Raw genomic sequence first — 23,240 nt, forward strand, 5'->3', positions numbered from 1 at the left:
CTCGTCACGTATCACCGCTCTCGCCACCGAAGCACCGCACGACCTCCGCCCGGCACTGCGACGGCGTGCCCCACGCGTCGCGCAGCGGGCGGGCCTTGCGCAGCCACAGGGACAGGTCGAGTTCCTCCGTGTAGCCCACCGCGCCGTGCAGTTGGAGCGCCGTCATCGCCGCCCGGTAGCAGGCCTCGCCCGCCGACAGCTTGGCCGCCGCCACATCGCCCGGCGCCAGCGACAGCGCCGCCGCCCGCACCAGCGGCCGGGCGAACTCCAGGCCCAGCAGGGTGTCCGCCAGCCGGTGCCTGACCGCCTGGAAGCCGCCGATCGGAGCCCCGAACTGCCTGCGCTGCTTCGCGTACTCCACCGTGCGGGACAGCAGCGCCTCGCCCACGCCCAGGCACTGGGCCGCCGTCAGCAGCCGCGCCCAGCGCGCGGCCGTCCGAGCCGCCGCCGTCACCCGGGGACCGTGCGCCAGCAGCTCGCCCCCGGCGGCCAGGGGGAGGAACAGCCGGCGCGCCGGGTCCGTGGACCGGTGCGGCTGCCCCGGGCCGCCGGCCAGCCGGAGCTCGCCCGCCCCCGACACCGTGAAGCAGTGCGCCGCGGCGTCCGCGTCCAGGGCGTACGGGCTCCCGCCCGGCAGCGTCAGCGTGGCCGCGGCCCCGCCCGCGACCAGGCCCGGCAGGAACCGCTTCGCCAGCGCGTCGTCCCCCAGCTCCGAGAGCAGCACGGAGGCGGCCGCGCTCTCCACCACCGGCCCCGGCACCCCGGCCCGGCCCAGCTCCACGAGGCCGAGGGACAGCTCCAGCGGGAGCAGGCCGGCGCCCTCGTACGGCTCGGGCGCGGCCAGCGCGGACAGGCCCGTGTCCGCCAGCCTCGACCAGAGCGCCCGCCCCGGCGCGTGGTCGCCGTCCGCCCAGGCCCGTACCGCCGCCGGCACGTCGGAGGCGGCCAGCAGGGAGCGCAGCGTACGGGCGAAGTCGGACTGCTCGTCGGTCAGCAGGAAGCGCATCAGCGGCGGCCCTTCGGCAGGCCGAGCAGCCGCTCGGCGATGATGTCGCGCTGGATCTCGTTGGTCCCGGCGTAGATCGGCCCGGCCAGGGAGAAGAGCCACGGCTCGGCCCATTCGCCGTCGGCGAGCTCCGCGTCCGCCCCCAGCAGGTCCAGGGCCGTCTCGTGCAGGGCGATGTCGTACTCCGACCAGAACACCTTGTTCAGGCTGGACTCGGCGCCGATCCTTTTCCCCGCCGCGAAGCGCGAGGCGTTGGCCCAGGTGAACAGCTCGTAGGCGCGGGCGCCGACCAGCGCGTCCGCCACCCGGTCGCGCAGCGCGGTGTCGGCGGGGTCGCCGGCCGCCTGCCACAGCGCGTGGAGCCGGCCGGCGGCCGCCAGGAACCGGCCGGGGGAGCGCAGGGTGAGCCCCCGCTCGTTGCCGGTGGTCGACATCGCGATCCGCCAGCCCTCGCCCGGCTGCCCGATCACGTCCTCGTCGGGTACGAAGACCCGGTCCAGGAACAGCTCCGCGAAGGCGGGCTTGCCGTCGAGGCGGCCGATGGGCCGCACCGTCACCCCCGGCGCCCGCAGGTCGAACATCAGATACGTCAGCCCCTGGTGGGGTCTGGCCGCCCCGGGGTCCGTGCGGAAGATGCCGAACGCGCGGTCCGCGAAGGCCGCCCGCGAGGACCAGGTCTTCTGCCCCGACAGCAGCCAGCCGCCCCCGGTGCGCTCGGCCCGCGAGGTCAGCGAGGCCAGGTCGGAGCCCGCCTCCGGCTCCGACCAGGCCTGGGCCCAGACCACCTCGCCGCTCGCCATGGACGGCAGCACCCGCGCCCGCTGCTCGTGCGTCGCGTGGTCGAAGAGGGTCGGGGCGAGCAGGCTGATGCCGTTCTGCGAGACCCGGCCGGGCGCGCCCGCGGCCCAGTACTCCTCCTCGAAGACCAGCCACCGCACGATGTCCGCGCCCCGGCCGCCGTACTCCTCGGGCCAGGACACCACCGCCCAGCGGTCCGCGTGCAGCAGCGCCTCCCACTCCCGGTGGGCCGCGAAGCCCGCCTCCGTCTCCAGGGAGGGCAGCGGCGAGGCCGGCACGTGCCGGGCCAGCCAGGCCCGGGCCTCGGCCCGGAAGGCCGCCACCTCCGCCGTCTGGGTCAGATCCATCAGGTGCCCGCCCCCTCCACGCTTCCCTAACAAGTGTTTGGTAGGTTAACGTACGGCCATGAGCAGCGTCGAGGAGTGCGCATGAACGAGCCCCGGTACGTCGCCGGCCACCGCCTGCTGGAGGGCCGCACCGCCGTCATCACCGCCGCGGCCGGCGCCGGGATCGGCGGCGCCACCGCCCGCCGCTTCCTGGAGGAGGGCGCCCGCATCCTCATCGGCGACGCCCACGCCCGCCGCCTCAAGGAGACCGAGGAGGCGCTCGCCGCCGAGTTCGGGTCCGACCGCGTCGCCTCCCTCACCTGCGACGTCACCGACGAGGAGCAGGTACAGGCCTTCTTCGCGCAGGCCGGACGGCTCCACGGCGGCCTCGACATCGTCGTCAACAACGCCGGCCTCGGCGGCACCGCCGCGCTCGTCGACATGGCCGACGAGCAGTGGTCCCGCGTCCTCGACGTCACCCTGAACGGCACCTTCCGCTGCACCCGAGCCGCACTGCGCTCACTCAAGGCCTCCGGGCGCGGCGGGGTCGTCGTCAACAACGCCTCCGTCGTCGGCTGGCGCGCCCAGACCGGCCAGGCCCACTACGCCGCCGCGAAGGCCGGGGTGATGGCCCTGACCCGCTGCGCGGCCCTGGAGGCCGCCGAGTTCGGCGTACGGGTCAACGCGGTCGCGCCGAGCCTGGCCATGCACCCGCACCTGGTGAAGGTCACCAGCGAGGAACTGCTCGCCGAACTGACCGCCCGCGAGGCCTTCGGCCGGTACGCCGAGCCCTGGGAGGTCGCCAACGTCATCGTCTTCCTCGCCAGCGGCTACTCGTCGTACATGACCGGCGAGACCGTCTCGGTCAGCAGCCAGCACGCGTAGGCCGAGAATGGGCGCGTGCCAACGAACAAGCCGACAGCCAAGAAGAAGCCGCAGGTGACCGCTACGCCCGAGCGCCGCAAGGAGCTCCTCGCCACAGCCGCCGAGGTCTTCGCCGCGCAGGGCTACAACGCCACCACCGTCCGGAAGATCGCCGACGCCGCCGGGATGCTCGCCGGCAGCCTCTACTACCACTTCGATTCCAAGGAATCGATGCTCGACGAGATCCTCTCCGCCTTCCTGACCGAGCTGTGGGAGGGCTACGACACCGTCCTCGCGGCCGGTCTCGGCCCGCGGGAGACCATCGAGGCCCTGGTCACCGAGTCCTTCCGGGAGATCGACCGGCACCGCGCCGCCGTAGCGATCTACCAGAAGGAGTCCCGCACCCTCTCCGCGCAGCCCCGCTTCCACTACCTCTCCGACTCGCAGCAGAAGTTCGAGAAGGCCTGGCTGGGCACGCTGGAGCGGGGGGTCGCGGCCAAGGTCTTCCGCGCCGACCTCGACGTCCGCCTCACCTACCGCTTCGTCCGCGACACGGTGTGGGTGGCGGCCTCCTGGTACCGGCCGGGCGGACAGCACAGCCCCGAGGAGATCGCCCGCCAGTACCTGTCGATGGTGCTGGACGGGATCGCCCTGCGTACGTAACCCGATCCGAGGAGTCCCGATGCCCGAGGCCTACATAGTCGACGCGGTCCGCACCCCCGTGGGGCGGCGGAAGGGCGGCCTGTCCGCGGTCCACCCCGCCGACCTGGGCGCGCACGTCCTGAAGGCGCTGGTCGAACGGTCCGGGGTGGACCCGGCCGCCGTGGAGGACGTGGTCTTCGGCTGCCTCGACACGGTCGGGCCGCAGGCCGGGGACATCGCCCGGACTGCCTGGCTGGCGGCCGGCCTGCCGGAGGAGGTGCCGGGGGTCACCGTCGACCGCCAGTGCGGCTCCTCCCAGCAGGCCGTGCACTTCGCGGCCCAGGGCGTGCTCTCCGGCACCCAGGACCTGGTCGTCGCGGGCGGCACCCAGAACATGTCGATGATCCCGATCGCCTTCGCCTCCCGGCAGGCCGCGGAGCCCCTGGGCCTCACCGAGGGCCCGTACGCGGGCAGCGAGGGCTGGCGGGCCCGGTACGGCGACGCCCCCGTCAACCAGTTCCACGGAGCCGAGCTGATCGCACGGAAGTGGGGGATCTCGCGCCGCGACATGGAGGAATTCGCCCTGCGCTCCCACCAGCGGGCACTGCGCGCGATCGACGAGGGCCGCTTCGTGCGCGAGACGGTGGCGTACGGGGAGGTGACCGTGGACGAGGGCCCGCGCCGCGACACCACCCTGGAGAAGATGGCCGCCCTCAAGCCGGTGGCCGAGGGCGGCACCATCACGGCGGCGGTCTCCTCGCAGGTCTCGGACGGCGCGGCGGCCCTGCTGATCGCCTCGGGGCGCGCGGTCCGCGAGCACGGCCTGCGCCCGCGCGCCCGCATCCACCACCTCTCGGTCCGGGGCGAGGACCCCATCCGCATGCTGTCGGCCCCCATCCCGGCCACCGCCCACGCCCTGAAGAAGACCGGCATGTCCCTGGCCGACATCGATCTGGTGGAGATCAACGAGGCCTTCGCGCCGGTGGTGCTGGCTTGGCTGAAGGAGACGGGAGCGGACCCGGAACGGGTCAACGTCAACGGCGGCGCCATCGCCCTGGGCCACCCGCTGGGCGCGACCGGAGTCAAGCTGATGACCACCCTGCTCCACGAACTGGAGCGCACGGGCGGCCGGTTCGGCCTCCAGACCATGTGCGAGGGCGGCGGCCAGGCCAATGTGACGATCATCGAGCGGCTGTAGCGGCCCGGATTCCGAAAAGCCGCGCGGACGGGCCCGCAGGGCCCTGTGCGCGGCCTCGCCGGAGGGGTGACAGGTGGGCGCGCGGGTACCACGGCGAAGTGATGTGACACACCAGTCGTCGCGCGCTCCGGCCAAGGTGTGCTAGCTTTGAGGCGTTGCAGTTGTGGTACCCATGAACTTTATGTGCGCCTGACGGGAATGTTCCTCAGGCGCTTTTATTGTTTTGCCGGACTCTCCGGATGGGGCCCTTTGCCGCCTATTCAGGAGATTTAAAATGGCACTTGGCACCGTGAAGTGGTTCAACTCGGAAAAGGGCTTCGGCTTCATCGAGCAGGACGGTGGCGGCCCGGACGTCTTCGCCCACTACTCGAACATCGCCACCCAGGGCTTCCGTGAGCTCCAGGAGGGCCAGCGCGTGTCCTTCGACGTCACCCAGGGCCAGAAGGGCCCCCAGGCGGAGAACATCCTCCCCGCCAACTAAGTATTTCAGCTTGCCGGGGTCCGCACCGCGAGGTGCGGGCCCCGGCTTGTCTGCTGTTTCGACCTTTTTGTTGTACCTGCCGGTTTCAGGAGGGCATTTCCGCATGACCAGCTCCAGCTCCGCACGACCCAGCCGCCGCCCCACCCGGGGCCGAGGTGCGGCCCAGGGACGTCCGAAGGCTGGCGCGGGACGGCAGAAGTCCGCCCCCGTTGCCAGGCCCCAAGAATTCACCATGCCCGACCCGCTGACCCCGGCACTCCCGGCCGTCGACGCGTTCGAGGACATGGGCATGCCCGAGGCGCTGCTGAAGACCCTCGCCGCCCAGGGCGTCACCGAGCCGTTCCCGATCCAGGCCGCCACGCTGCCGAACTCCCTCGCCGGCCGTGACCTGCTCGGCCGCGGCCGCACCGGCTCCGGCAAGACCCTGGCCTTCGGCCTGGCGCTGCTGGCCCGTACCGCCGGCCGCCGCGCGCAGCCGAAGGCGCCGCTCGCGCTGGTCCTCGTACCGACCCGCGAGCTCGCCCAGCAGGTCACCGACGCCCTGGCCCCCTACGCCACGGCCGTCAACCTGCGCATCGCCACCGTCGTCGGCGGCATGTCGATCAACCGGCAGTCCGGCGCCCTGCGCCGCGGCGCCGAGGTGCTCGTCGCCACCCCCGGCCGTCTCAAGGACCTCATCGACCGCGGTGACGCCGACCTCTCCCAGGTCGCGATCACGGTCCTCGACGAGGCCGACCAGATGACCGACATGGGCTTCATGCCGCAGGTCACCGCACTGCTCAAGCAGGTCGAGGCCGGCGGCCAGACCATGCTGTTCTCGGCGACGCTGGACAAGAACATCGACAAGCTCGTCAAGATGTTCCTCACCGACCCCGTCGGCCACTCCGTCGACCCGTCGGCCGGCGCGGTCACCACCATGGAGCACCACGTCCTGTACGTCATGGACGAGACCGACAAGAAGGCCGTGGCGACGCGTATAGCCGCTCGCGACGGCCGGGTGATCATGTTCGTCGACACCAAGCGCGGGGTCGACCGCATGGTCAAGAAGCTCCTGGCGGACGGCGTCCGCGCCTCCGGCCTGCACGGCGGCCGCTCCCAGCCGCAGCGCAACCGGACCCTGGACTGGTTCAAGACGGGCGAGGTCACCGCGCTGGTGGCCACCAACGTCGCCGCGCGCGGCATCCACATCGACGACCTGGACCTCGTCGTTAACGTGGACCCGCCGACCGACCACAAGGACTACCTGCACCGCGGCGGCCGTACCGCCCGGGCCGGCGAGTCCGGCAGCGTGGTCACCCTGGTGCTCCCCGACCAGAAGCGGGACATGACCCGCCTCATGTCGGACGCCGGGATCTCCCCGCGCACCGCGCAGATCAAGTCCTCCGACGAGGAGCTGGCCCGGCTGACCGGCGCCAAGGCGCCCTCGGGCATCCCCGTGGTCATGGAAGTTCCGCAGGCCACCCCGCCGCGCCAGCGTTCCGCCGGCGGCCAGGGCGGTTCGGGCGCGGGCGGCGGCGGACGCCGCCGCTCCGGCGGGGCCCGCACCGGCTCCGCCACCGGCGCGGCTCCGGCCGCGGGCAGTCGCGGACGCCGCGGCGGCCCCGCCGCCGGTCAGGCTCCGGCCGCCGGCTCGGGCCAGCCGCGACGCGGCCAGGGCGGCCAGAGCGGCGCGGCGGGCGGCTCCGGCGAGCGCGGCCGGCGTACCGCAGGCGGCGCTGCCGGCGGCGGCGCGGCGGCGGCTTCGGCGCGCAGCCGGGTCGGCGGCGCCGGCCAGGGCCGCCGACGCTCCGCCTGACCGCAGGCAGACACACAAGAGCCGGGTGGTGCGCACTGCGCACCACCCGGCTCTTCGCCGTCCCGGGGCCGGTCGCGGTCAGCGGACCAGCTTGTCCTGGAGCTTGGCCAGGGTCCGCAGGTCCAGGCCCAGGCCGTCGGTCAGGTAGCCGTAGAAACCGCCGAAGTCGGCCTCCAGCTGGGCCGTGGCCGAGTCCAGGTAGTCCTGGCGGACCTCCTGGAGCGGAATCAGCAGGTCCGGGTTCTGCATCCGCCCCGACTGCTTCAGCCCGGCCCGCACCTGGGCGTCGTAGGCGGCACGGAACGTGTTCGACGCCAGGTAGTCACCCTCGGCCGTGGCCTCGGGCACGGCCAGGGCGCGCAGCAGCACGTAACTCATCCAGCCCGTACGGTCCTTGCCGGACGTGCAGTGGTACAGCAGCGGGCCCTGCTTGCCGTCGGCGATCTCCCGCAGGGTCGTCGCGAACTGCACCCGGTTCTCGGGACTGGTCACGAACGTGCGGTAGATGTCGCGCATGTAGGCCTCGGCGCGGCCACCGCCGAGCATCTGCTCCTGCTTCACGGGGTCGCCGCTGGAGATGGCGCCCACCAGGGTGCCGTAGAGGCCCAGGTCACTGACCGGGCGCGAGGTGGCGGTGAGCCCCGCCGGCAACTTGTCGGCGCCGTCGTACTGGACCTCCATCGGGATGCGGAAGTCGACGACCTTCTTGAGGCCCAGAGCGCCGACGGCGGAGATGTCCGCGGCGGTCAGCTTGCTCAGCGCGTCGGCGCGGTAGACCAGCCCCTTGCGGACCTGGCCGCCCGTGTACGTGTAGTAGCCGCCCACGTCACGGACGTTGACCGCGCCCTGGAGGGGGATCTGGGCGATCGGCTGCACCCCGGCGTGGTACCGGTACGGCTGAAGGGCGCCGACCCCGGCTCCGGGCGCCGCCGTGGCGTGCGCGGAAGCGGGCAGGACCAGGGCGGCGAGAGTGGAGGCGAGCACCGCGGTCGCCAGGCGGATTCGGGCACGGCTCATCTGTTTCGACTCCTGTGGCGGAGAAGGGGGATCACCCTGGTGGTGGCAGGGTGCCGAGCGAGTGCGGACGGTCGAGATGCAGCTGTTCCAGGTGACGCAGCACGGAATGTGCCTCGGCCATGACGCGGGAGACGAGCTCCGCGCAGGACGGGAGATCATCGATCACGCCCGCGACCTGGCCCGATGCCATGACTCCGAGGTCCGTACGGCCCTCGACCATGGACGCCTTGAGGAGCATGGGGGTGTTCGCGGCGAGCAGGACCTGGCTCCAGGACAGGTCCTTGCCGTGTTTCATCGCGAGGCCGTCGCGCACCATCTGCGCCCAGGTCAGGCCGGAAAGCCGCTTGAAGCCCGCCGCGTGCCGCACCGCCCGCAGCAGCGCCCCGGCGCGGCCAGCCCGCTCCAGGGACTCGACCAGCTCCGAGCGGAGCATGCGGTGCGGCAGACCGTCGACGGCCGTGGTGACGGTGACGTCCCTGACCGTGGCCTTCAGGTACTCGGCCTTCACGGCGTCCGGGACCGTGGAGTCGGACGTCAGCAGGAAGCGGGTGCCCATGGCGATGCCCGCCGCCCCGTACGAGAGGGCCGCGACCAGACCCCGTCCGTCGCTGAAGCCGCCCGCCGCGACCACCGGGATGTCCACGGCGTCCACGACCTGCGGCAGCAGCACGGTCGTGGCCACGTCCCCGGTGTGGCCGCCGCCCTCGCCGCCCTGCACGATCACCGCGTCGGCGCCCCAGGCGGCCACCTTCTCCGCGTGCCGCCGGGCCCCGACCGACGGGATGACGACCACGCCCGCGTCCTTGAGCCGCCCGATCAGCTCCTGAGAGGGCGCGAGAGCGAACGAGGCGACCCGTACCCCCTCGTCGATGATCAGCTGGGCGCGCTCGGCCGCGTCCCCGGCGTCCGCACGCAGATTGACCCCGAAGGGCGTGCCGCCCCCGGTGCGGGACTTGACCTCGCGCACCGCCGACCGCAGCTGGTCCATCGTCATCGTCGCCGAGGCCAGGATCCCCAGAGCGCCCGCGCCGGCCGCTCCCGACACCAGCCGCGGACCGGCGACCCAGCCCATGCCCGTCTGCACGATCGGATGCTCGACCCCGACCAGCTTCGTGAATGCCGTCTCCATCGGATCAGCCCCGCACTTCCCGCTCGCGCAGCCCCTCGGGGTCGATCACCTCGCGGATCAGCCGCAGCTCCTGCGCCGCCGGCTCCCGCGTGTACGGGACCTCGTCGGCGGCGGCCAGCTCGAAGCCGGTGGCCGCCCGGACCTCCTCCACGGTGACCCCCGGGTGGAGGGAGGCCAGGCGCATGCTGTGGCCGGGGCCGGCGAAATCGAAGACGCCGAGGTCGCTGACCACCCGGGGGAGCCGGTGGAAGCGGGTCACACCGGCCGCCTCGGCACGGTCGTAGCCGACACCGCTCACCATGTCCACGCGCTCCACGAACACCCGGGTGGAATGCTTCGGCACCCAGTAACTCACCGGATTGTTCAGGGTGTTGACCGGCGCCCCGCGCACCCCCAGGAGCTGGCGGGCCGGGCGCTCCCAGTCGCCGATGCAGGAGATGTTCTGGTTGCCGAACCGGTCGATCTGGCTGGCCCCCATCATCACGTGGCGCCTGCCCCCGGTCACCATGGCCAGGTGCCGCCGGTACGGGAGCCAGCCCTCGACCGTGCCGTCGAGGCCGACCAGCAGGGCTTCGCCGTCGGTCAGCAGCAGGTCGGGGGAGAAGGTCCGCTTCGCGAGCCGGGCCCCGAAGGAGGGGATCAGGCCCATGGGGCTGGCGAGCACCTCGCCGTCGCCGCGCCAGGCCTCGGCGCAGGCGACGACACAGTACTCGGCCCGGGTGACGGTCACGGTGGTCACTGCTGCTCCTCGTGCCAGGTCCGGACGGCGGACTGGTAGGCGTGCTCGCTCCCGCCGGACAGGAAGCGGGCGGCGAACTCGGGCCAGGGGGTGGTCGCGTACAGCTTCTGGAAGGCCTCGTCGCGGTCGTATTCGGGTGCGCAGGAGGTGAAGTGGGCGCCGTTCGGGGTCTCCACCACCCCGGTGACGGAGTGCCGGCTGACGAGCAGGGACTGCGGTGGGCCGGCCTTGGCGAGCTCGGCGCTCTCCACCAGCTGCTCGCAGGAGACGTAGGCGGCGTCGGCGGCCTCGCAGAACAGGTCGTCGAAGTAGGGGTCCGGGCCCAGGTACTGGGCGTTGCCGAGGCGGTCGGCCCGGTTGAGGTGGACCAGGGCGGCGTCCATGCGCAGGGCGGGGACGGCGACGAACTCCTCGCCGTCCGCGTAGGGGGAGGTGACGGTGCGCAGCTCCGGGTTGACCCGCATCACGTCGGAGCCGAGGCCGGCGCGGACGGGGAGGAACGGCAGCCGGTTGGCTGCGGCGTGCAGGCCCCACATGAACATGGCCTCGTCGAGCTCGGTGAGGGTGAAGGCGGCGCGCTCGCGGGCGGCCCGGAAGTGGGGCTCCAGGGGGATGGAGTCGAGGGTGGCGAAGGGGGCGACGAGCCGTGTGATCCGGCCGGCGGCGGCCAGCAGGCCGACGTCGGGGCCACCGTAGGAGATCACGGTGAGATCGGTGATCTCGGACCGGAGCAGTGCTCGCACCAGGGCCATGGGCTTGCGCCGGGACCCCCAGCCGCCGATGCCGAGGGTCATCCCGCTGTGCAGCCGGCCGACGACCTCTTCCGGGGTCATGCTCTTGTCGGTCATGGACGCGGTTCCTTCCCGAAGGTGTCGCGGACCCGGTCGGCCACCCCGCTGAGGTTGGCCTCGAAGGTGAAGCCCTGCTCGAAGCGGTAGCTGCGGCGCACGTCCACGGGGTCGATACCGTTGATGGCGGCCTTGGCCAGCCGGATCAGGTGGCCGTCCTTTCGGGCGATCTCGGCGGCCAGTTCCAGGGCCGCGGAGGGCAGTTCCGCGCGCGGGACCACCTTCCAGACCGAGCCGTGCGCGTGCAGTTCGGCGGCCGTCGCGGTGCGCGAGGTGTAGTAGAGCGCGCGCATCAGGTGCTGCGGGACGAGGCGGGCCAGATGGGTGGCCGCCCCGAGCGCACCCCGGTCGAGCTCGGGCAGCCCGAAGGTCGCGTCGTCGGAGGCGACGATCGCGTCGGCGTTGCCGACGAGGCCGATGCCGCCGCCCAGACAGAAGCCGTTCACGGCCGCGACGACCGGCACCTCGCACTCGTACACGGCGGCGAAGGCCTCGTAGCAGCCGCGGTTGGCGCCGATGAGCGAGGCGTGGCCGGTGTCGCGCTGCAACTCCTTGATGTCGACGCCCGCGTTGAAGCCGCGGCCCTCGGCGGCCAGGACCACGCACCGGACCCCGGGGTCGCGGCCGGCGGCGCGCAGGGCGTCCGCGAGGTCGTACCAGCCCTGTACGGGCAGCGCGTTGACGGGCGGGAAGTCGACGGTGACACGAGCGATGCCCTTGCCGGGGCTTGAGGTGGAGACACCCATGAACGGATCAGCTACCTTTCCACCAAACATTTGTTAGGCGAGGAAGGTAGCAGCCTATGGAGCTGGACGGGAGGGTCGCCGTCGTCACCGGCGGAACCCGGGGCGTCGGCGCCGGGATCGCCCGGTCGTTCCTCGCGGCCGGCGCGCACGTCGTCGTCTGCGCCCGCCGCCCGCCACGGCAACCGGTGGCGGCGGGCGGCCGGGAGGCGGACTTCACCGCCCTCGACCTGCGCGATCCCGCCGCCGTGGAGGAGTTCTTCGGCGCGGTCGCCCACCGCTACGGGCGCCTCGACTGCCTGGTCAACAATGCGGGCGGCACCCCGTACCGGCCGCTGGGGGAGGGCGGGGCACAGCGCCACGCACGGGTCCTCGAACTGAACCTGCTCGCCCCGATGACCGCCTCGCTGCTGGCCTACCCCTGGCTGCGGGAGGCCCGCGGCTCGGTGGTGATGATCGGCAGCGTCAGCGGGACCCGGCCCTCACCGGGGACGGCGGCGTACGGGGCGGCCAAGGCGGGCCTGGAGAACCTGGCCCGGTCCATGGCCGTGGAGTGGGCGCCCGAGGTACGGGTGAACTCGCTGGTCCTGGGCATGGTGCGGACCGAGCTGTCCCACCTGCACTACGGGGACGAGGCCGGGATCGCGGCGGTGGGCGCGACCGTACCGCTGGGGCGGCTGGCCGAGCCCGCGGACGTGGGCGAGGCGGCCGTGTTCCTGGCCTCCGACCGGGCCGGATACGTGAGCGGGGCGAGCCTGCTGGTGCACGGGGGCGGGGAGCGCCCGGCGTTTCTGGATGCGGCAACTGTGAACAAGGAGAGCTGAGATGGGCATTGCCGAAGGACGGGTGGTCATCGTGACGGGCGCGGGGCGGGGGCTGGGACGGGCCCATGCGCTGGCCTTCGCGGCCGAGGGGGCGAAGGTCGTCGTCAACGACCTCGGGGTGGGCCTGGACGGGGCGCCCGAGGCGGACGGCCCGGCCGGGCGGGTGGTGGCGCAGATCCGGGAGCTCGGCGGGCAGGCCGTGGCGCACGGCGGGGACATCGCCACGGGCGAGGGGGCGGCCTCGCTGGTGGAGTGCGCGGTGGCGGAGTTCGGCCGGCTGGACACGCTGGTGAACAACGCCGGCTTCCTGCGCGACCGGATGCTCGTCAACCTGGACGAGGAGGACTGGGACGCCGTCATGAGGGTGCATCTGAAGGGGCACTTCCTGCCGCTGCGGTCGGCGGCCGCGTGGTGGCGGGCGGAGGCGAAGGCCGGCCGGCCGGTGGCGGCCCGGGTGGTCAACACCTCCTCGGGGGCCGGGCTGCTGGGCTCGGTCGGGCAGGGCAACTACAGCGCGGCCAAGGCCGGGATCCTCGGCATGACCCTGGTCGCGGCCGCGGAGATGGGCCGGTACGGGGTCCAGGTCAACGCGATCGCCCCCGCGGCGCGGACCCGCATGACGGAACAGACCTTCGCCGAGACCATGGCCCCGGGGGAGGGCGGCTTCGACGCGATGGCCCCGGAGAACGTGTCCCCGCTGGTGGTCTGGCTGGGTTCGGAGGCCTCGGCGGGGGTCAGCGGCCGGGTCTTCGAGGTGGAGGGCGGGCGGATCACCGTCATGGAGGGCTGGCGGCCGGGCCCCACGGCGGACCGCGGGGCCCGCTGGACCCCCGCCGAGGTGGGCGAGGCGGCGGCGAAACTCCTGTCGTCCGCGCAGCCCCCGCTCCCGGTGTACGGGGCGCGCTAGCTTCCGGATCCCGCCGGGGGGCCGGACAGGGGCGGGGTAGGGAGCTGCTGGTTCTTTGGTCCACTCTTGTGAGTGATGGTTCATTTGGGTGAGTGTCGTTACGGTCGGGTGTGTGAATCTCTGGGAGTCGGCGAAGGCGCGGGGTGTGTGTCCCCAGCGTGCGTATCGCTGGTTTCGTGAGGGTGGTTTGCTGACGTCGTTCTGTGCCCGGTTGTACGGACACCGCTTCGTGAAGATGCGGGCGCGCAGGGCCCTGTCCGTGGCGGCCGGCGATGGCTGAGCCGGTCAGGAAGTTGCGTGCGATCGCTCCCTCGTTTGTGGCGCTCGGTCCGTCCGGTGTGGCGGTACGCGACCGCCTGAGGAATCTGAGCGTCGAGGACGAGGAGGTCCTGCGGCTGGTCGGCGAGCATCAGGGTGCTCTGGCTTCCCGTGACCTCAAGCAGCGTTGCGCGGACGGCCCCGACCATTGCGCCGACACGTGGGCGGCCCGTAAGCGGGGGCTGACGAGGGAGTCGTCTTCGCGGATCGCCGGGGCGATCACCAAGGCCAGCCACGATCAGTGGGCGCTCGCCCGGCGTTGCCAGGCCGCGCACATCCAGAACCTGGACGCAGGCATCCGAACACTGCGCCACCATCTCGCCCTCCCCGTCGGGGAGAAGGGCAACAAGCGGGCTGCGGGCGGCTACCGCTCCAAGAGCGAGTGGTTTCACAAGTCCCGCCGTCTCGCAGCCCTGGAAGAGAAGCATGCGTCTGCTGTCGCCGATTGGCATGCGGGTCGGGTCCGGGTGGTGCGGGGCGGGAAGCGGCTGGCGAACACCCGCCACAACCTGGACAAGGCCCAGCTCACCGAGGAGCAGTGGCGCGCCCGCTGGGAAGCCGAACGCCGGTTTCTCGCCGCTGACGGCGAGTCCGGAAAACGGTTCGGGAACGAGACGATCCGCGTCACCCCCGACGGCGAGGTGTCGCTCAAGCTGCCCGCCCCACTCGCGCACCTGGCCAACAGCAAGCACGGCCGGTACGTCCTGACCTGCCGTATCGCGTTCAGGCACCGGGGCGAAGAATGGGCCGACCGCATCACACTCAACCGGGCCGTGGCCTACCGCATCCACCTGGACGCCACACGCGGCCGCTGGTACCTCACCGCCTCCTGGCAGCGCCCCGTCATTCAGACGATCCCACTCGCCACCGCCCGCGCGAACGGCATGATCGGCGTCGATACCAACGCCGGCCACTTCGCCGCCTACCGACTCGACCCGCACGGCAACCCCATCGGCGAGCCACGCCGCTTCCCCTACGACCTGTCCGGCACCGCTGATCACCGCGACGCCCAGATCCGCCACGCCCTCACCCAGGTACTGCACTGGGCCAGGCAAAGTGGGCGTCAACGCCATCGCGATCGAAGACCTCGACTTCACCGCCGAGAAGACCCGGGAGAAACACGGCCGCAGGAAACGGTTCCGGCAGCTCATCTCCGGCATCCCGACCGGCAAGCTCAAAGCCCGACTCCTATCGATGGCCGCCGAACACGGTCTCGTCGTCGTCGCGGTCGATCCCGCCTACACCTCCCAGTGGGGAGGCCAGCACTGGCGGAAACCGCTGGTCAACCCGCGCCGTAAGATGTCCCGTCACGATGCCGCCGGTATCGCGATCGGGCGACGCGCCCTCGGACACCCGATCCGGCGACGGACGGCACCGCCCCGTAACGACCAGAGTGATCGCTACGGGCATCGGACAGTCCAGGCCGCACCGGGTGCCCCAGAGCGTGACGGAAACCGCCCACCCGCAACGGACCGTGCCCCCGGAGGGCCGTCGCCGAACGGGACGAGAACGCGGGGACCCAGTGCATCCAAAACCGTTCGGGATGCGCCCAGTACGCACCAGTGGGTCCAAGACTCACTCCTGCACACTGGATAGGAACGGTTCCGGTCATCTTCCGCCCCACGGGGGTCCGTACCGCCCGCCGTCCCGGGTCGCGGGGCTGATGCGCGCGGCGGGGAGCGGTGGCGGACGCCTGAGTTCCGGCCAGGGGGCGCGGGCGGCGGGCGTTGGCCGTAACGCAGTCTTATCGGCACCGCGGCCAGCGTGATGGCATGTCCACGTCGAATCGTGGACGGGTCCGGACGTCCGGACCGGTCCGGACGAACATGGAGAAACAATGACGTCGCTCCGCAGACTGACCGTCGGTGCGGCGGCGGTGGCCCTCCTGGCCGTCGCCGCACCCGCGGGGGCCGATACCGGCTCCACACCGCCCGGGAGAATCACCGTCGAGGTGGTCGGAGTCAACGGCTCGGGCTGCCCGCAGGGGACCGCGTCCGTCGCCGCCGCCTCCGACAACACCTCCTTCACCGTCACCTACAGCGACTACCTCGCCCAGGCGGGAGCCGGCTCCGGCGGCACCGCCTTCCGCAAGAACTGCCAGCTCGCCCTGCGCGTCCACGTGCCCCAGGGATTCACCTACGCCATCGCCCGCGCCGACTACCGCGGCTTCGCCCACCTCCAGCGCGGCGCCTTCGGCCAGGAGCGCGCCAACTACTACTTCCAGGGCGAGGCCCAGACGGCCCGCACGACCCACCAGTTCAACGGCCCGCACTCGGACAACTGGCAGGCGAGCGACCGCACGGAGTACTCGGACCTCGTCTGGGCCCCCTGCGGCGAGGAGCGCAACCTCAACGTCAACACCGAACTGCGCGTCTACGCGGGGACGTCGAACCCGCAGGCCCTGAGCTTCATGAGCATGGACTCGACCGACGGCAGCGTCAGCACCGTCTACCACTTCGAGTGGAAGGAATGCACCGCGGCCTGACGTACCCCGCGTGCAGGAAACCCGACTCACGGCCAGGAGTGACAACGATGTCCCTTCCCCTGTCCCGCACCCTGCTCACCGGCTGCGCCATCGCCGCCCTCGTCGCCGCCGCGACCCCTGCCGGCGCGGCCGGCGCGGCCGGCCCCGGCTCAGGATCCGGCCGCGGCGGCCCGATCACGGCGCCGCCCGACAAGATCGTGATCGAGCTCGCCACGGTCAACGGCTCCGGCTGCCGGGAGGGCACCGCCGAGGTGGCCGTCGCGCCCGACAACACCGCCTTCACGGTCACCTACAGCGAATACCTCGCGCAGGTCGGCCCCGGCGCCCCGCCGACGGCGTTCCGCAAGAACTGCCAGCTCAATCTCCGCGTCCACGTGCCTTCCGGATTCACCTACGCGATCGTGCAGGCCGACTACCGCGGATTCGCCTTCCTGCAGCCCGGCGCGTGGGGTCAGGAGAAGGCGAGCTACTACTTCCAGGGAATGCCCCAAACTTCCCAGCGGACGCATCAGTTCAACGGTCCGTTCAACGACAACTGGCAGGCGACCGACAGGACCGAGTACGCCGATCTGGTCTGGGCGCCCTGCGGCGAGAAGCGCAACTTCAACATCAACACCGAACTGCGCGTGAACGCGGGCACGTCCAACCCGCAGGCCGTGACGAGCTTCATGGCCATGGACTCCACGGACGCCAGTGTCAGCACCCTCTACCACCTGGCCTGGCAGGTGTGCCCCGCCCGATAGGCGGCGCGGGACCGGGGAAACGCCCGGGACCGGGGAAACGCCCGGGACCGGGGAAACACCCCCGGACGCGGCCGGGCCCGGCCCCCTGGCGAGGGGTCGGGACCGGGTCCGTCAATCGTGCGATGGGGTATCTGTACCCGCTACGGGCGTGTGCTGAACCGCGACCGCCCCATCATGTTGTGCCCGGTTCGGCCGCGGCGGCCCGCAGCGGCTTGCGGTTCAGGACAGCTTGCCGCCGTAGTCCGGCAGCTTGACGGTGCGTTCGGCGTGCCCGCCGACGAGGTCGGTCGGGCTGTTGCCGATGTTGGCGATGATCGTGTAGCCGCGCGCCTCGATCTCGGCGCGCTTGCCCGTCTTGTACGCGCTGACCTCGTCGAACAGGTCCGGCAGATCGCGGACGTAGAGCCCCGAGACCGGGTAGCTGACGGCCTTGAGGTTGCGCTCGGTGAGGGAGTGGATGATCCCGGGGCGGGCGGTCACGAAGAAGACGGCGACCCCGCGCTCGTGCGCGTACTGGGTGAGTGCGCGGACCTTGGCGATCGCGGGCGTCGGGAAGGTCCAGAACCAGTGGAAGTCCGTCTCCAGCGACGTGTTGTCGATGTCGAGGACGAGGGCGGGCTTCTCGCCGGCGGGCGAGGCGGCGATGCGCTGCTCGATGGCGGGGCGGGCCGCGTCGATGACGGCCGCGACGTCCCGCTGCCAGGTGGCGTAGTCGATGCCCAGGATCGCCGCGTTGCCGCCGGGTGCGGAGGCGGTGACGGCGGCGGCCGCGGGGACGGGGGCCGGAGCCGGGGCCGCCTGTGCGGCGGTGGCCGGAACCAGCGCCAGGATCGCGCCGGCGGCGGCCGCTCCGACGGCGGCGGTACGGGTGGCATGGGCGGTGCGGGTGCGGCGGGTGCTGCGCATGGGGGACGCTCCTCGGTCACGCAATTGGCATGTACGCGACCAGATTCGGTCAACCTCGGCCCCATGTCTACTGGCCGGTAAGGAACTTTTCGTGGCCGAGGGGTGAATGATCACCCCCGGCGCCCCGACGGCACCGCAAACCTAGGTGTCGCACTCCAGGACCGTGCCGCACAGCCCGCACCGCGCCCGCAGCGGCCCGCGCCGCACCGGCAGCCGCAGCCGCTGCTCGCACACCGGGCAGGGGAACTCCACCCGCGGCAGACCGGAACCGTCCCGGTCGAAGCGGTACGGGGCCCCGCCCGCCCGCGTGGTGCCGGCGCGCCGGTCCCTGGCGTAGCGCAGCCGGTCCGCCCTGCTCGCCGCGGCGAGGGGGGCCCGGCGGTGGTCCCGCTCCGCCAGCGAGCGGCCGCGCACGTAGGCCACGTACGCCTGGGGGCTCGTGAACCAGGGGGAGAGGTCCTCGCCGAGCAGGCTGCCGCGTCGGGCCAGGACGTAGCCGAACTCCTCCGGCGTGAGGTAGCCCAGCTTCTGGTGGGTGAGGTCGTCCTCGCGATAGGCGTCGAGCAGCAGCCAGCCCGCCCCCAGGAAGGCGGCGGCCGTGTCGGTCAGGATCTCGTTGTCCGCGGTGGCCGGGAGGCGCAGGTCCAGGCGATGCAGCAGCACGTGGGTGACCTCGTGGGCCAGCGCCGCGGCCAGATCGCGGCGGTGCGTGCGGAAGCGGTCGTTGACCTCGATGAAGTACTCGGGACCCGCGGTCAGTTCCACGGTGGCCGCCTCCTCCATCGGCCGGAAGGCCACCACCATGCGCGCCTCGGGCAGGCGCAGGTGGCGCACCATCGCCGAGGCCACCCGCTGCGCCCCCAGGTGCAGGTCGTCGGCGGCGTCGAAGGCCGCGTCGGCGGGGGCGAAGCTCGTCCCGTAGGCGCGGATCCCCTCGGGGGACAGGCGCCGGAAGAGGGCGGTGATGCAGGCGCGCACGGTCGCCAGATGCGGAAATCCGTGCTCGATCGGGCCGCGCGCCCCGCTGTTCTGCTTCACCGGGCCCTCCTCGCCGCAATCCTTGCCGCCTTGGGCGGGAGTTGGCCGAAAGTGCGTTCTTGATGCCCGCCATACCTTCGATGTGTCATGGACCCGTCATTCACCCGATGACGCGCACAGCCCAACCCCCCACGAAAGGCAGTGTGTTGACTGTGTCCAGCCTCACGAGGTTCATGAAGCGCACCCTCGCCGTCGGCGCCGTCGCCCTCGCGGCCGTCAGCCTCCAGCCCGGCTCCGCCACCGCCGGAACGGCCCCCGTCGTCGGCGGCACCCGCGCCGCCCAGGGCGAATTCCCCTTCATGGTCCGCCTCTCCATGGGCTGCGGAGGCGCGCTCTACACCCAGCAGATCGTCCTCACCGCCGCCCACTGCGTGAACGGCTCCGGCAACAACACCTCCATCACCGCCACCGCCGGAGTCGTCGACCTCAACAGCTCCAGCGCCATCAAGGTCAAGTCCACCAAGGTCCTCCAGGCCCCCGGCTACAACGGCACCGGCAAGGACTGGGCCCTGATCAAGCTCGCCAAACCCATCAACCTGCCCACCCTCAAGATCGCCGAGACCAAGCAGTACGACAACGGCACCTTCACCGTCGCCGGCTGGGGCGCCACCCGCGAAGGCGGCGGACAACAGCGCTACCTGATGAAGGCCACCGTCCCCTTCGTCTCCGACGCCAGCTGCCAGGCCTCCTACGGCAGCTCCCTCGTCCCGAGCGAGGAGATCTGCGCCGGCTTCGACCAGGGCGGCGTCGACACCTGCCAGGGCGACTCCGGCGGCCCCATGTTCCGCCGCGACAACACCAACGCCTGGATCCAGGTCGGCATCGTCAGCTGGGGCCAGGGCTGCGCCCGGCCCGACTACCCCGGCGTCTACACCGAGGTCTCCACCTTCGCCGCCCAGATCAAGAGCGCAGCAGCCGGCATGTAGCCCGAACCCGTCGTCCTTCCGGCCGGGCGGGAACCGGCCGGAAGGACGAGGCGCCGCCCCCCGGACGTACGTATCGTCGGACGCAGTACCGCGAGGCCGGAACACCGCCGTCCCCGCCCCGCGGCACCCACCCGACGGTCCGCGGTGCGGTTGCGGGCCGACCCGCACGCCGGTCCCATGGAAAGAACCCGCCGGGGAAGAGGAAACCGGCAGCGGGCGACAGTGGGGCAGGTGGCGCATGGCGATCAGAGTGGTCATCGCGGACGACCAGGACATGGTCAGGACCGGATTCCGGATGATCCTCGAGAGCCAGCCCGACATCGAGGTCGTCGCCGACGTCGTCGACGGAGAAGCCGCCCTCGCCGCCGTCGCCGAACACCGGCCGGACGTCCTCCTCCTCGACATCCGCATGCCGAAGCTCGACGGCCTCGAAGTCACCCGACGGCTCTCCGCCCACAACGGACCGCGCATCGTCATCGTCACCACCTTCGACCTCGACGAGTACGTCCACGCGGCGCTCCATGGCGGAGCATCCGGCTTCCTCCTGAAAGACGCCAGCCCGGCCATGCTGGTTGAGGCCGTACGGGCGGCAGCCGTCGGCGACTCCCTCGTCTCACCCGCCATCACCGTGCGGCTGCTGCGCGAGATGGCCCTGCGAACCCCCGCCGCCGCCGCGGCCCGCCGCCCCGCCGAGCCCCTCACCGAACGCGAGCGGGACGTCGTACGCTGCCTGGCGCGCGGCCTGACCAACGCCGAGATCGCCGGGGAACTCTTCGTATCCCTCTCCACCGTCAAGACCCACCTGGCCAACGTCCAGGCCAAACTCGACGCCCGCAACCGCGTCGAGATCGCCGCCTGGGCCTGGGAAAGCGGCCTCGCCGCCAGTACGGCGTGACGCCGCACCCCCAACCACCCCCCACCCCCCGGCCCCGCCACGCCCAGGCGCCTGCGGGGCGGGGCCGGGGGGCGGTCCGGGGCTGCGCCGCGGTTCGGGCCCGCGGGGCGGTTCGGGGCTGCGCCCGCGCTGCTGCCACTGCCTGCGCTGCGGTTCGGGCCTGCGCCCGCGCTGCTGCCACTGCCTGCGCTGCGGTTCGGGCCCGGGCTGCTGCCACTGCCTGCGCCCCGGTTCCGGCCCGTGCTGGGGCCCGGGCTGCTGCCCCGGCCTGCCCTGTGGTTCGGGGCCGCGCTGCGGTTTGGGCTTGTGCTGTGGTCTGGACTCGCGCTGTGGTTCGGGGCTGCGCCGCTGCCCCGGCCTGCGCCACGGTTCCAGCCAGCGCTGGGGTCCGGGCCCGGGCCCGCGCTGCGGTTCCGGCCTGCGCTGCGGTCCTGGGCTGCGCGGCGGTTCGGGGCTGCGCAGCGGTTCGAGGCTGCGCTGCTGTCCCGGCCTGCGCAGCGGTTCGGGGCTGTGCTGTGGTCTGGGCTCGCGGGGCAGTTCGGGGCTGCGCCGCGGTTCGGGCTCGCCGTCGGGCGGTTTCCGTCGGGTCGCGTTGCGTGGTTCCCCCGATCGGCTGGGCCCTGCACGGGCGCACGGGCGCCCGTACCGGGCCGGGTCCGGGCGGTCCGCCGCGATGGCTGGGCGTGCCCGAGGTTTGCCGTGCGGTGGCTGCGGCCCGCGCCGCGGCCCGGGCTGCGCCGTGCCGCTGCCGCTGCCGCTGCCGCGGCGGGGGCGTTCGCGGTGCCGGCGGTGCGGCCGGCAGGGTCCCGTAGCGGCGGCGGACCGGGGTCGGGCCTGAGCGCCGCTGCCGGAACAAGGCGCGGGCGCGGCGGCGGGCCCCGTAGCGGCGGCGGGGGAGCGCCGTGAGTCCGCTCGCCAGCTGGGCGCGACGGCACCCGCACGCCGCCGACTGGATCCGGCTCTGCCTCTCCCTCGTCCTGCTCGCCCTCGTCACCTTCGAGGGCGTCGTGCTCGCCCGCCAGCCCAGCCTCCCGCACGCCGCCGTATGGGTCTCCGGCATCCTCGTCTGCCTCAGCGCCGCACCCTGGCCCGCCGTCCCCCTCCTCGCCCGCGCCTGGTTCGCCGCCGCCGTCACCTGGACCGCCACCCTCCTCCTCATCTTCGGCAACCACCCCCTCGTCGTCTGGGGCGGCGGCGAGGCCATCGCCCTCCTCGTCCTCCTCTCCCAGGTCCTGCTCCGCGCCCCCGCCCGCACCGCCGCAGTCCTCGGCCCGCTCCTCGGACTCGGCTGCACGGCCGTCCCCGTCCGGGACACCGACCCCGGGCGCTTCACCCTCCTCTTCTCCGTCCTGACCGTCGTCGTCGGCGCGTACTCGCTCCTGCTGCGCCTCCAGTCCGTCCAGCGCGTGCGCGAACTGCGCGCCGTACGCACCGCCGAACGCCTCGAACTCGCCCGCGAACTCCACGACCTCGTCGCCCACCACGTCACCGGGATCGTCGTCGAGGCCCGCGCCGCCCGGTACACCAAGGTCTCCGCGGACCGCGCCGCCGAGATCTTCGGCCGCATCGAGACCGCGGGCGACGAGGCCCTCGGCTCGATGCGCCGCCTCGTCAAGATCCTCCGGGAGGACGAGGCCGCAACGGCGCCCGGAGCCGGAGCCGGAGCCGGAGCCAGCTCCGGAGCAGCGGCCGGCAGCCGCGCGGGCACCGCCCCCGTCGCCGGCCTCGCCGACATCCGCGGGCTCACCGAACGCTTCTCCGTGACCGGCCCGCCCGTCGTCCTCTACATCGAGGAAGGCCTGGCCAACCGCCTCCCCGGAGACGTCGCCGCCACCGCCCACCGCATCGTCCTCGAAGCCCTCACCAACATCGGCAAACACGCCGCCACCGCCACCGCCGTACGCATCGGCCTGCGCACCGTCCCCGCCGGCCTCGAAGTCCGCATCGCCGACGGCGGCGGCCGCCCCGCCCGCCTCTCCGAACAGGCCCGCGGCGGCGGCTACGGCCTCGCCGGCATGGCCGAACGCGCCGAAGCCCTCGGCGGCTCCCTCACCGCCGGCCCCGCCCCCGAAGGCGGCTGGCTCGTCACCGCGGTCCTGCCGCTCGTCTAGTGCTGTGGCCGGAAAGGTTCACCGGGTCGCGCCGGCCACAGCACTAGGACATTCCCCAGGGCGTCTCACTGACTGACTGGCCGAAGAACCACCGGCCCCCGCCACGTATTCTCGGTGACCATGAACAAGAGCGACAGCGACAACGGCACCGGCGGGATCGACGCGGACGTCACCGCCGAGCTGGCCCGACTGCGGGACAGCATCGACAACATCGACGCGGCCGTGGTCCACATGCTCGCCGAGCGCTTCAAGTGCACCCAGCAGGTCGGCCACCTCAAGGCCAAGCACCAGCTGCCCCCGGCCGACCCGAACCGCGAGGCCAGCCAGATCGCCCGGCTGCGCCAGCTCGCCGAGAACGCCAAGCTCGACCCGGCCTTCGCCGAGAAGCTCCTCAACTTCATCATCGCCGAGGTCATCCGCCACCACGAGACCATCGCCGCGGGCGAAGACGCCCCCTCCTAGGGGGTGTCCGGTGGGGTCCGCCGGGTCGCGCCGCCCGGC

At 72.7% G+C, this 23,240-nt stretch carries 22 protein-coding genes and 1 pseudogene; 14 read left to right on the plus strand and 9 right to left on the minus strand.

Annotated features, from left to right (window positions below; genetic code table 11):
- Nucleotides 1-4: 4 nt before the first annotated feature.
- Together OG447_RS16030 and OG447_RS16035 are read right to left on the minus strand one after the other, a co-directional pair.
- Nucleotides 5-1,006 carry an acyl-CoA dehydrogenase family protein gene (locus OG447_RS16030; protein WP_266937204.1) on the minus strand — a complete coding sequence of 334 codons (1,002 nt, stop codon included), beginning with the start codon at nt 1,004-1,006 and terminating at the stop codon, nt 5-7.
- A complete protein-coding gene (locus OG447_RS16035; protein WP_266937206.1) occupies nt 1,006-2,151 on the minus strand; it encodes an acyl-CoA dehydrogenase family protein in 1,146 nt (381 codons plus the stop codon). Before OG447_RS16035 ends, OG447_RS16030 begins: the two co-directional genes overlap by 1 nt.
- 81 nt (nt 2,152-2,232) lie before the next feature.
- On the opposite strand from OG447_RS16035, the gene OG447_RS16040 reads away from it, so the two are divergent.
- The 5 genes from OG447_RS16040 (at nt 2,233) to OG447_RS16060 (ending at nt 7,110) form a co-directional block, all read left to right on the plus strand.
- The gene (locus OG447_RS16040) at nt 2,233-3,015 is read left to right on the plus strand and encodes an SDR family oxidoreductase (RefSeq protein WP_266937208.1); all 783 of its coding nucleotides are present in this window, start codon (nt 2,233-2,235) and stop codon (nt 3,013-3,015) included.
- 15 nt (nt 3,016-3,030) lie between these two features.
- A complete protein-coding gene (locus OG447_RS16045) occupies nt 3,031-3,657 on the plus strand; it encodes a TetR/AcrR family transcriptional regulator (protein WP_266937209.1) in 627 nt (208 codons plus the stop codon).
- A gap of 19 nt (nt 3,658-3,676) precedes the next feature.
- Nucleotides 3,677-4,834 (plus strand): acetyl-CoA C-acetyltransferase, encoded by a 1,158-nt coding sequence (locus tag OG447_RS16050; protein ID WP_266937211.1) that lies wholly within the window; start codon nt 3,677-3,679, stop codon nt 4,832-4,834.
- A gap of 274 nt (nt 4,835-5,108) precedes the next feature.
- Nucleotides 5,109-5,315: a cold-shock protein gene (locus OG447_RS16055; protein ID WP_030707191.1), complete on the plus strand. Its 207-nt coding sequence runs from the start codon at nt 5,109-5,111 to the stop codon at nt 5,313-5,315.
- Nucleotides 5,316-5,547: 232 nt separating this feature from the next.
- Nucleotides 5,548-7,110: a DEAD/DEAH box helicase gene (locus tag OG447_RS16060; RefSeq protein ID WP_266937213.1), complete on the plus strand. Its 1,563-nt coding sequence runs from the start codon at nt 5,548-5,550 to the stop codon at nt 7,108-7,110.
- Between the two features lie 78 nt (nt 7,111-7,188).
- Here OG447_RS16060 and OG447_RS16065 read toward each other — a convergent pair whose 3' ends face one another.
- From OG447_RS16065 to OG447_RS16085, 5 genes are read right to left on the minus strand one after another with little or no spacing between them, the layout of a single operon-like run.
- Nucleotides 7,189-8,127 carry a tyrosine-protein phosphatase gene (locus OG447_RS16065; RefSeq protein WP_266937215.1) on the minus strand — a complete coding sequence of 313 codons (939 nt, stop codon included), beginning with the start codon at nt 8,125-8,127 and terminating at the stop codon, nt 7,189-7,191.
- Between the two features lie 31 nt (nt 8,128-8,158).
- Entirely contained in the window at nt 8,159-9,256 is a 1,098-nt protein-coding gene (locus OG447_RS16070; RefSeq protein ID WP_266937217.1) for a nitronate monooxygenase family protein, read from the minus strand.
- A 4-nt stretch (nt 9,257-9,260) separates the two neighbouring features.
- Nucleotides 9,261-9,986 carry a CoA-transferase subunit beta gene (locus tag OG447_RS16075; protein ID WP_266938900.1) on the minus strand — a complete coding sequence of 242 codons (726 nt, stop codon included), beginning with the start codon at nt 9,984-9,986 and terminating at the stop codon, nt 9,261-9,263.
- Between the two features lie 5 nt (nt 9,987-9,991).
- Nucleotides 9,992-10,843 (minus strand): CoA transferase subunit A, encoded by an 852-nt coding sequence (locus OG447_RS16080; RefSeq protein WP_266937219.1) that lies wholly within the window; start codon nt 10,841-10,843, stop codon nt 9,992-9,994.
- Nucleotides 10,840-11,589: an enoyl-CoA hydratase family protein gene (locus OG447_RS16085; protein ID WP_266937220.1), complete on the minus strand. Its 750-nt coding sequence runs from the start codon at nt 11,587-11,589 to the stop codon at nt 10,840-10,842. The genes OG447_RS16080 and OG447_RS16085 overlap by 4 nt, the downstream gene beginning before the upstream one ends.
- Nucleotides 11,590-11,645: 56 nt before the next feature.
- Here OG447_RS16085 and OG447_RS16090 point away from each other — a divergent pair, with 56 nt between their 5' ends.
- From OG447_RS16090 to OG447_RS16110, 5 genes and pseudogenes are all read left to right on the plus strand, one after another.
- Complete coding sequence (locus OG447_RS16090) at nt 11,646-12,410, plus strand: SDR family oxidoreductase (RefSeq protein ID WP_266937221.1); 765 nt, start codon at nt 11,646-11,648, stop codon at nt 12,408-12,410.
- Between the two features lies 1 nt (nt 12,411).
- Nucleotides 12,412-13,317, plus strand: coding sequence for an SDR family oxidoreductase (locus tag OG447_RS16095; RefSeq protein WP_266937222.1), 906 nt, complete (start codon nt 12,412-12,414; stop codon nt 13,315-13,317).
- A gap of 272 nt (nt 13,318-13,589) precedes the next feature.
- A pseudogene (locus OG447_RS16100) lies at nt 13,590-15,231 on the plus strand (IS200/IS605 family accessory protein TnpB-related protein).
- Nucleotides 15,232-15,472: 241 nt separating this feature from the next.
- A complete protein-coding gene (locus OG447_RS16105) occupies nt 15,473-16,120 on the plus strand; it encodes a DUF4360 domain-containing protein (protein WP_266937224.1) in 648 nt (215 codons plus the stop codon).
- Between the two features lie 47 nt (nt 16,121-16,167).
- On the plus strand, nt 16,168-16,863 hold the full coding sequence (locus tag OG447_RS16110) for a DUF4360 domain-containing protein (RefSeq protein WP_266937225.1): 696 nt from the start codon (nt 16,168-16,170) through the stop codon (nt 16,861-16,863).
- A 219-nt stretch (nt 16,864-17,082) separates the two neighbouring features.
- On the opposite strand, the gene OG447_RS16115 is transcribed toward OG447_RS16110, so the two are convergent.
- Together OG447_RS16115 and OG447_RS16120 are read right to left on the minus strand one after the other, a co-directional pair.
- Nucleotides 17,083-17,769: an HAD family acid phosphatase gene (locus tag OG447_RS16115; RefSeq protein WP_266937227.1), complete on the minus strand. Its 687-nt coding sequence runs from the start codon at nt 17,767-17,769 to the stop codon at nt 17,083-17,085.
- A 141-nt stretch (nt 17,770-17,910) separates the two neighbouring features.
- Nucleotides 17,911-18,807 (minus strand): hypothetical protein, encoded by an 897-nt coding sequence (locus tag OG447_RS16120; RefSeq protein ID WP_266937228.1) that lies wholly within the window; start codon nt 18,805-18,807, stop codon nt 17,911-17,913.
- Between the two features lie 173 nt (nt 18,808-18,980).
- Here OG447_RS16120 and OG447_RS16125 point away from each other — a divergent pair, with 173 nt between their 5' ends.
- The 4 genes from OG447_RS16125 (at nt 18,981) to OG447_RS16140 (ending at nt 23,201) form a co-directional block, all read left to right on the plus strand.
- A complete protein-coding gene (locus OG447_RS16125; RefSeq protein ID WP_266937230.1) occupies nt 18,981-19,733 on the plus strand; it encodes a trypsin-like serine protease in 753 nt (250 codons plus the stop codon).
- Between the two features lie 238 nt (nt 19,734-19,971).
- Complete coding sequence (locus OG447_RS16130; RefSeq protein ID WP_266937232.1) at nt 19,972-20,628, plus strand: response regulator transcription factor; 657 nt, start codon at nt 19,972-19,974, stop codon at nt 20,626-20,628.
- Nucleotides 20,629-21,530: 902 nt separating this feature from the next.
- Nucleotides 21,531-22,739, plus strand: coding sequence for a sensor histidine kinase (locus OG447_RS16135; RefSeq protein ID WP_266937233.1), 1,209 nt, complete (start codon nt 21,531-21,533; stop codon nt 22,737-22,739).
- Between the two features lie 120 nt (nt 22,740-22,859).
- On the plus strand, nt 22,860-23,201 hold the full coding sequence (locus OG447_RS16140; protein WP_266937234.1) for a chorismate mutase: 342 nt from the start codon (nt 22,860-22,862) through the stop codon (nt 23,199-23,201).
- Nucleotides 23,202-23,240: the final 39 nt, after the last annotated feature.

The organism is Streptomyces sp. NBC_01408 (assembly GCF_026340255.1).
Taxonomy (GTDB): domain Bacteria; phylum Actinomycetota; class Actinomycetes; order Streptomycetales; family Streptomycetaceae; genus Streptomyces.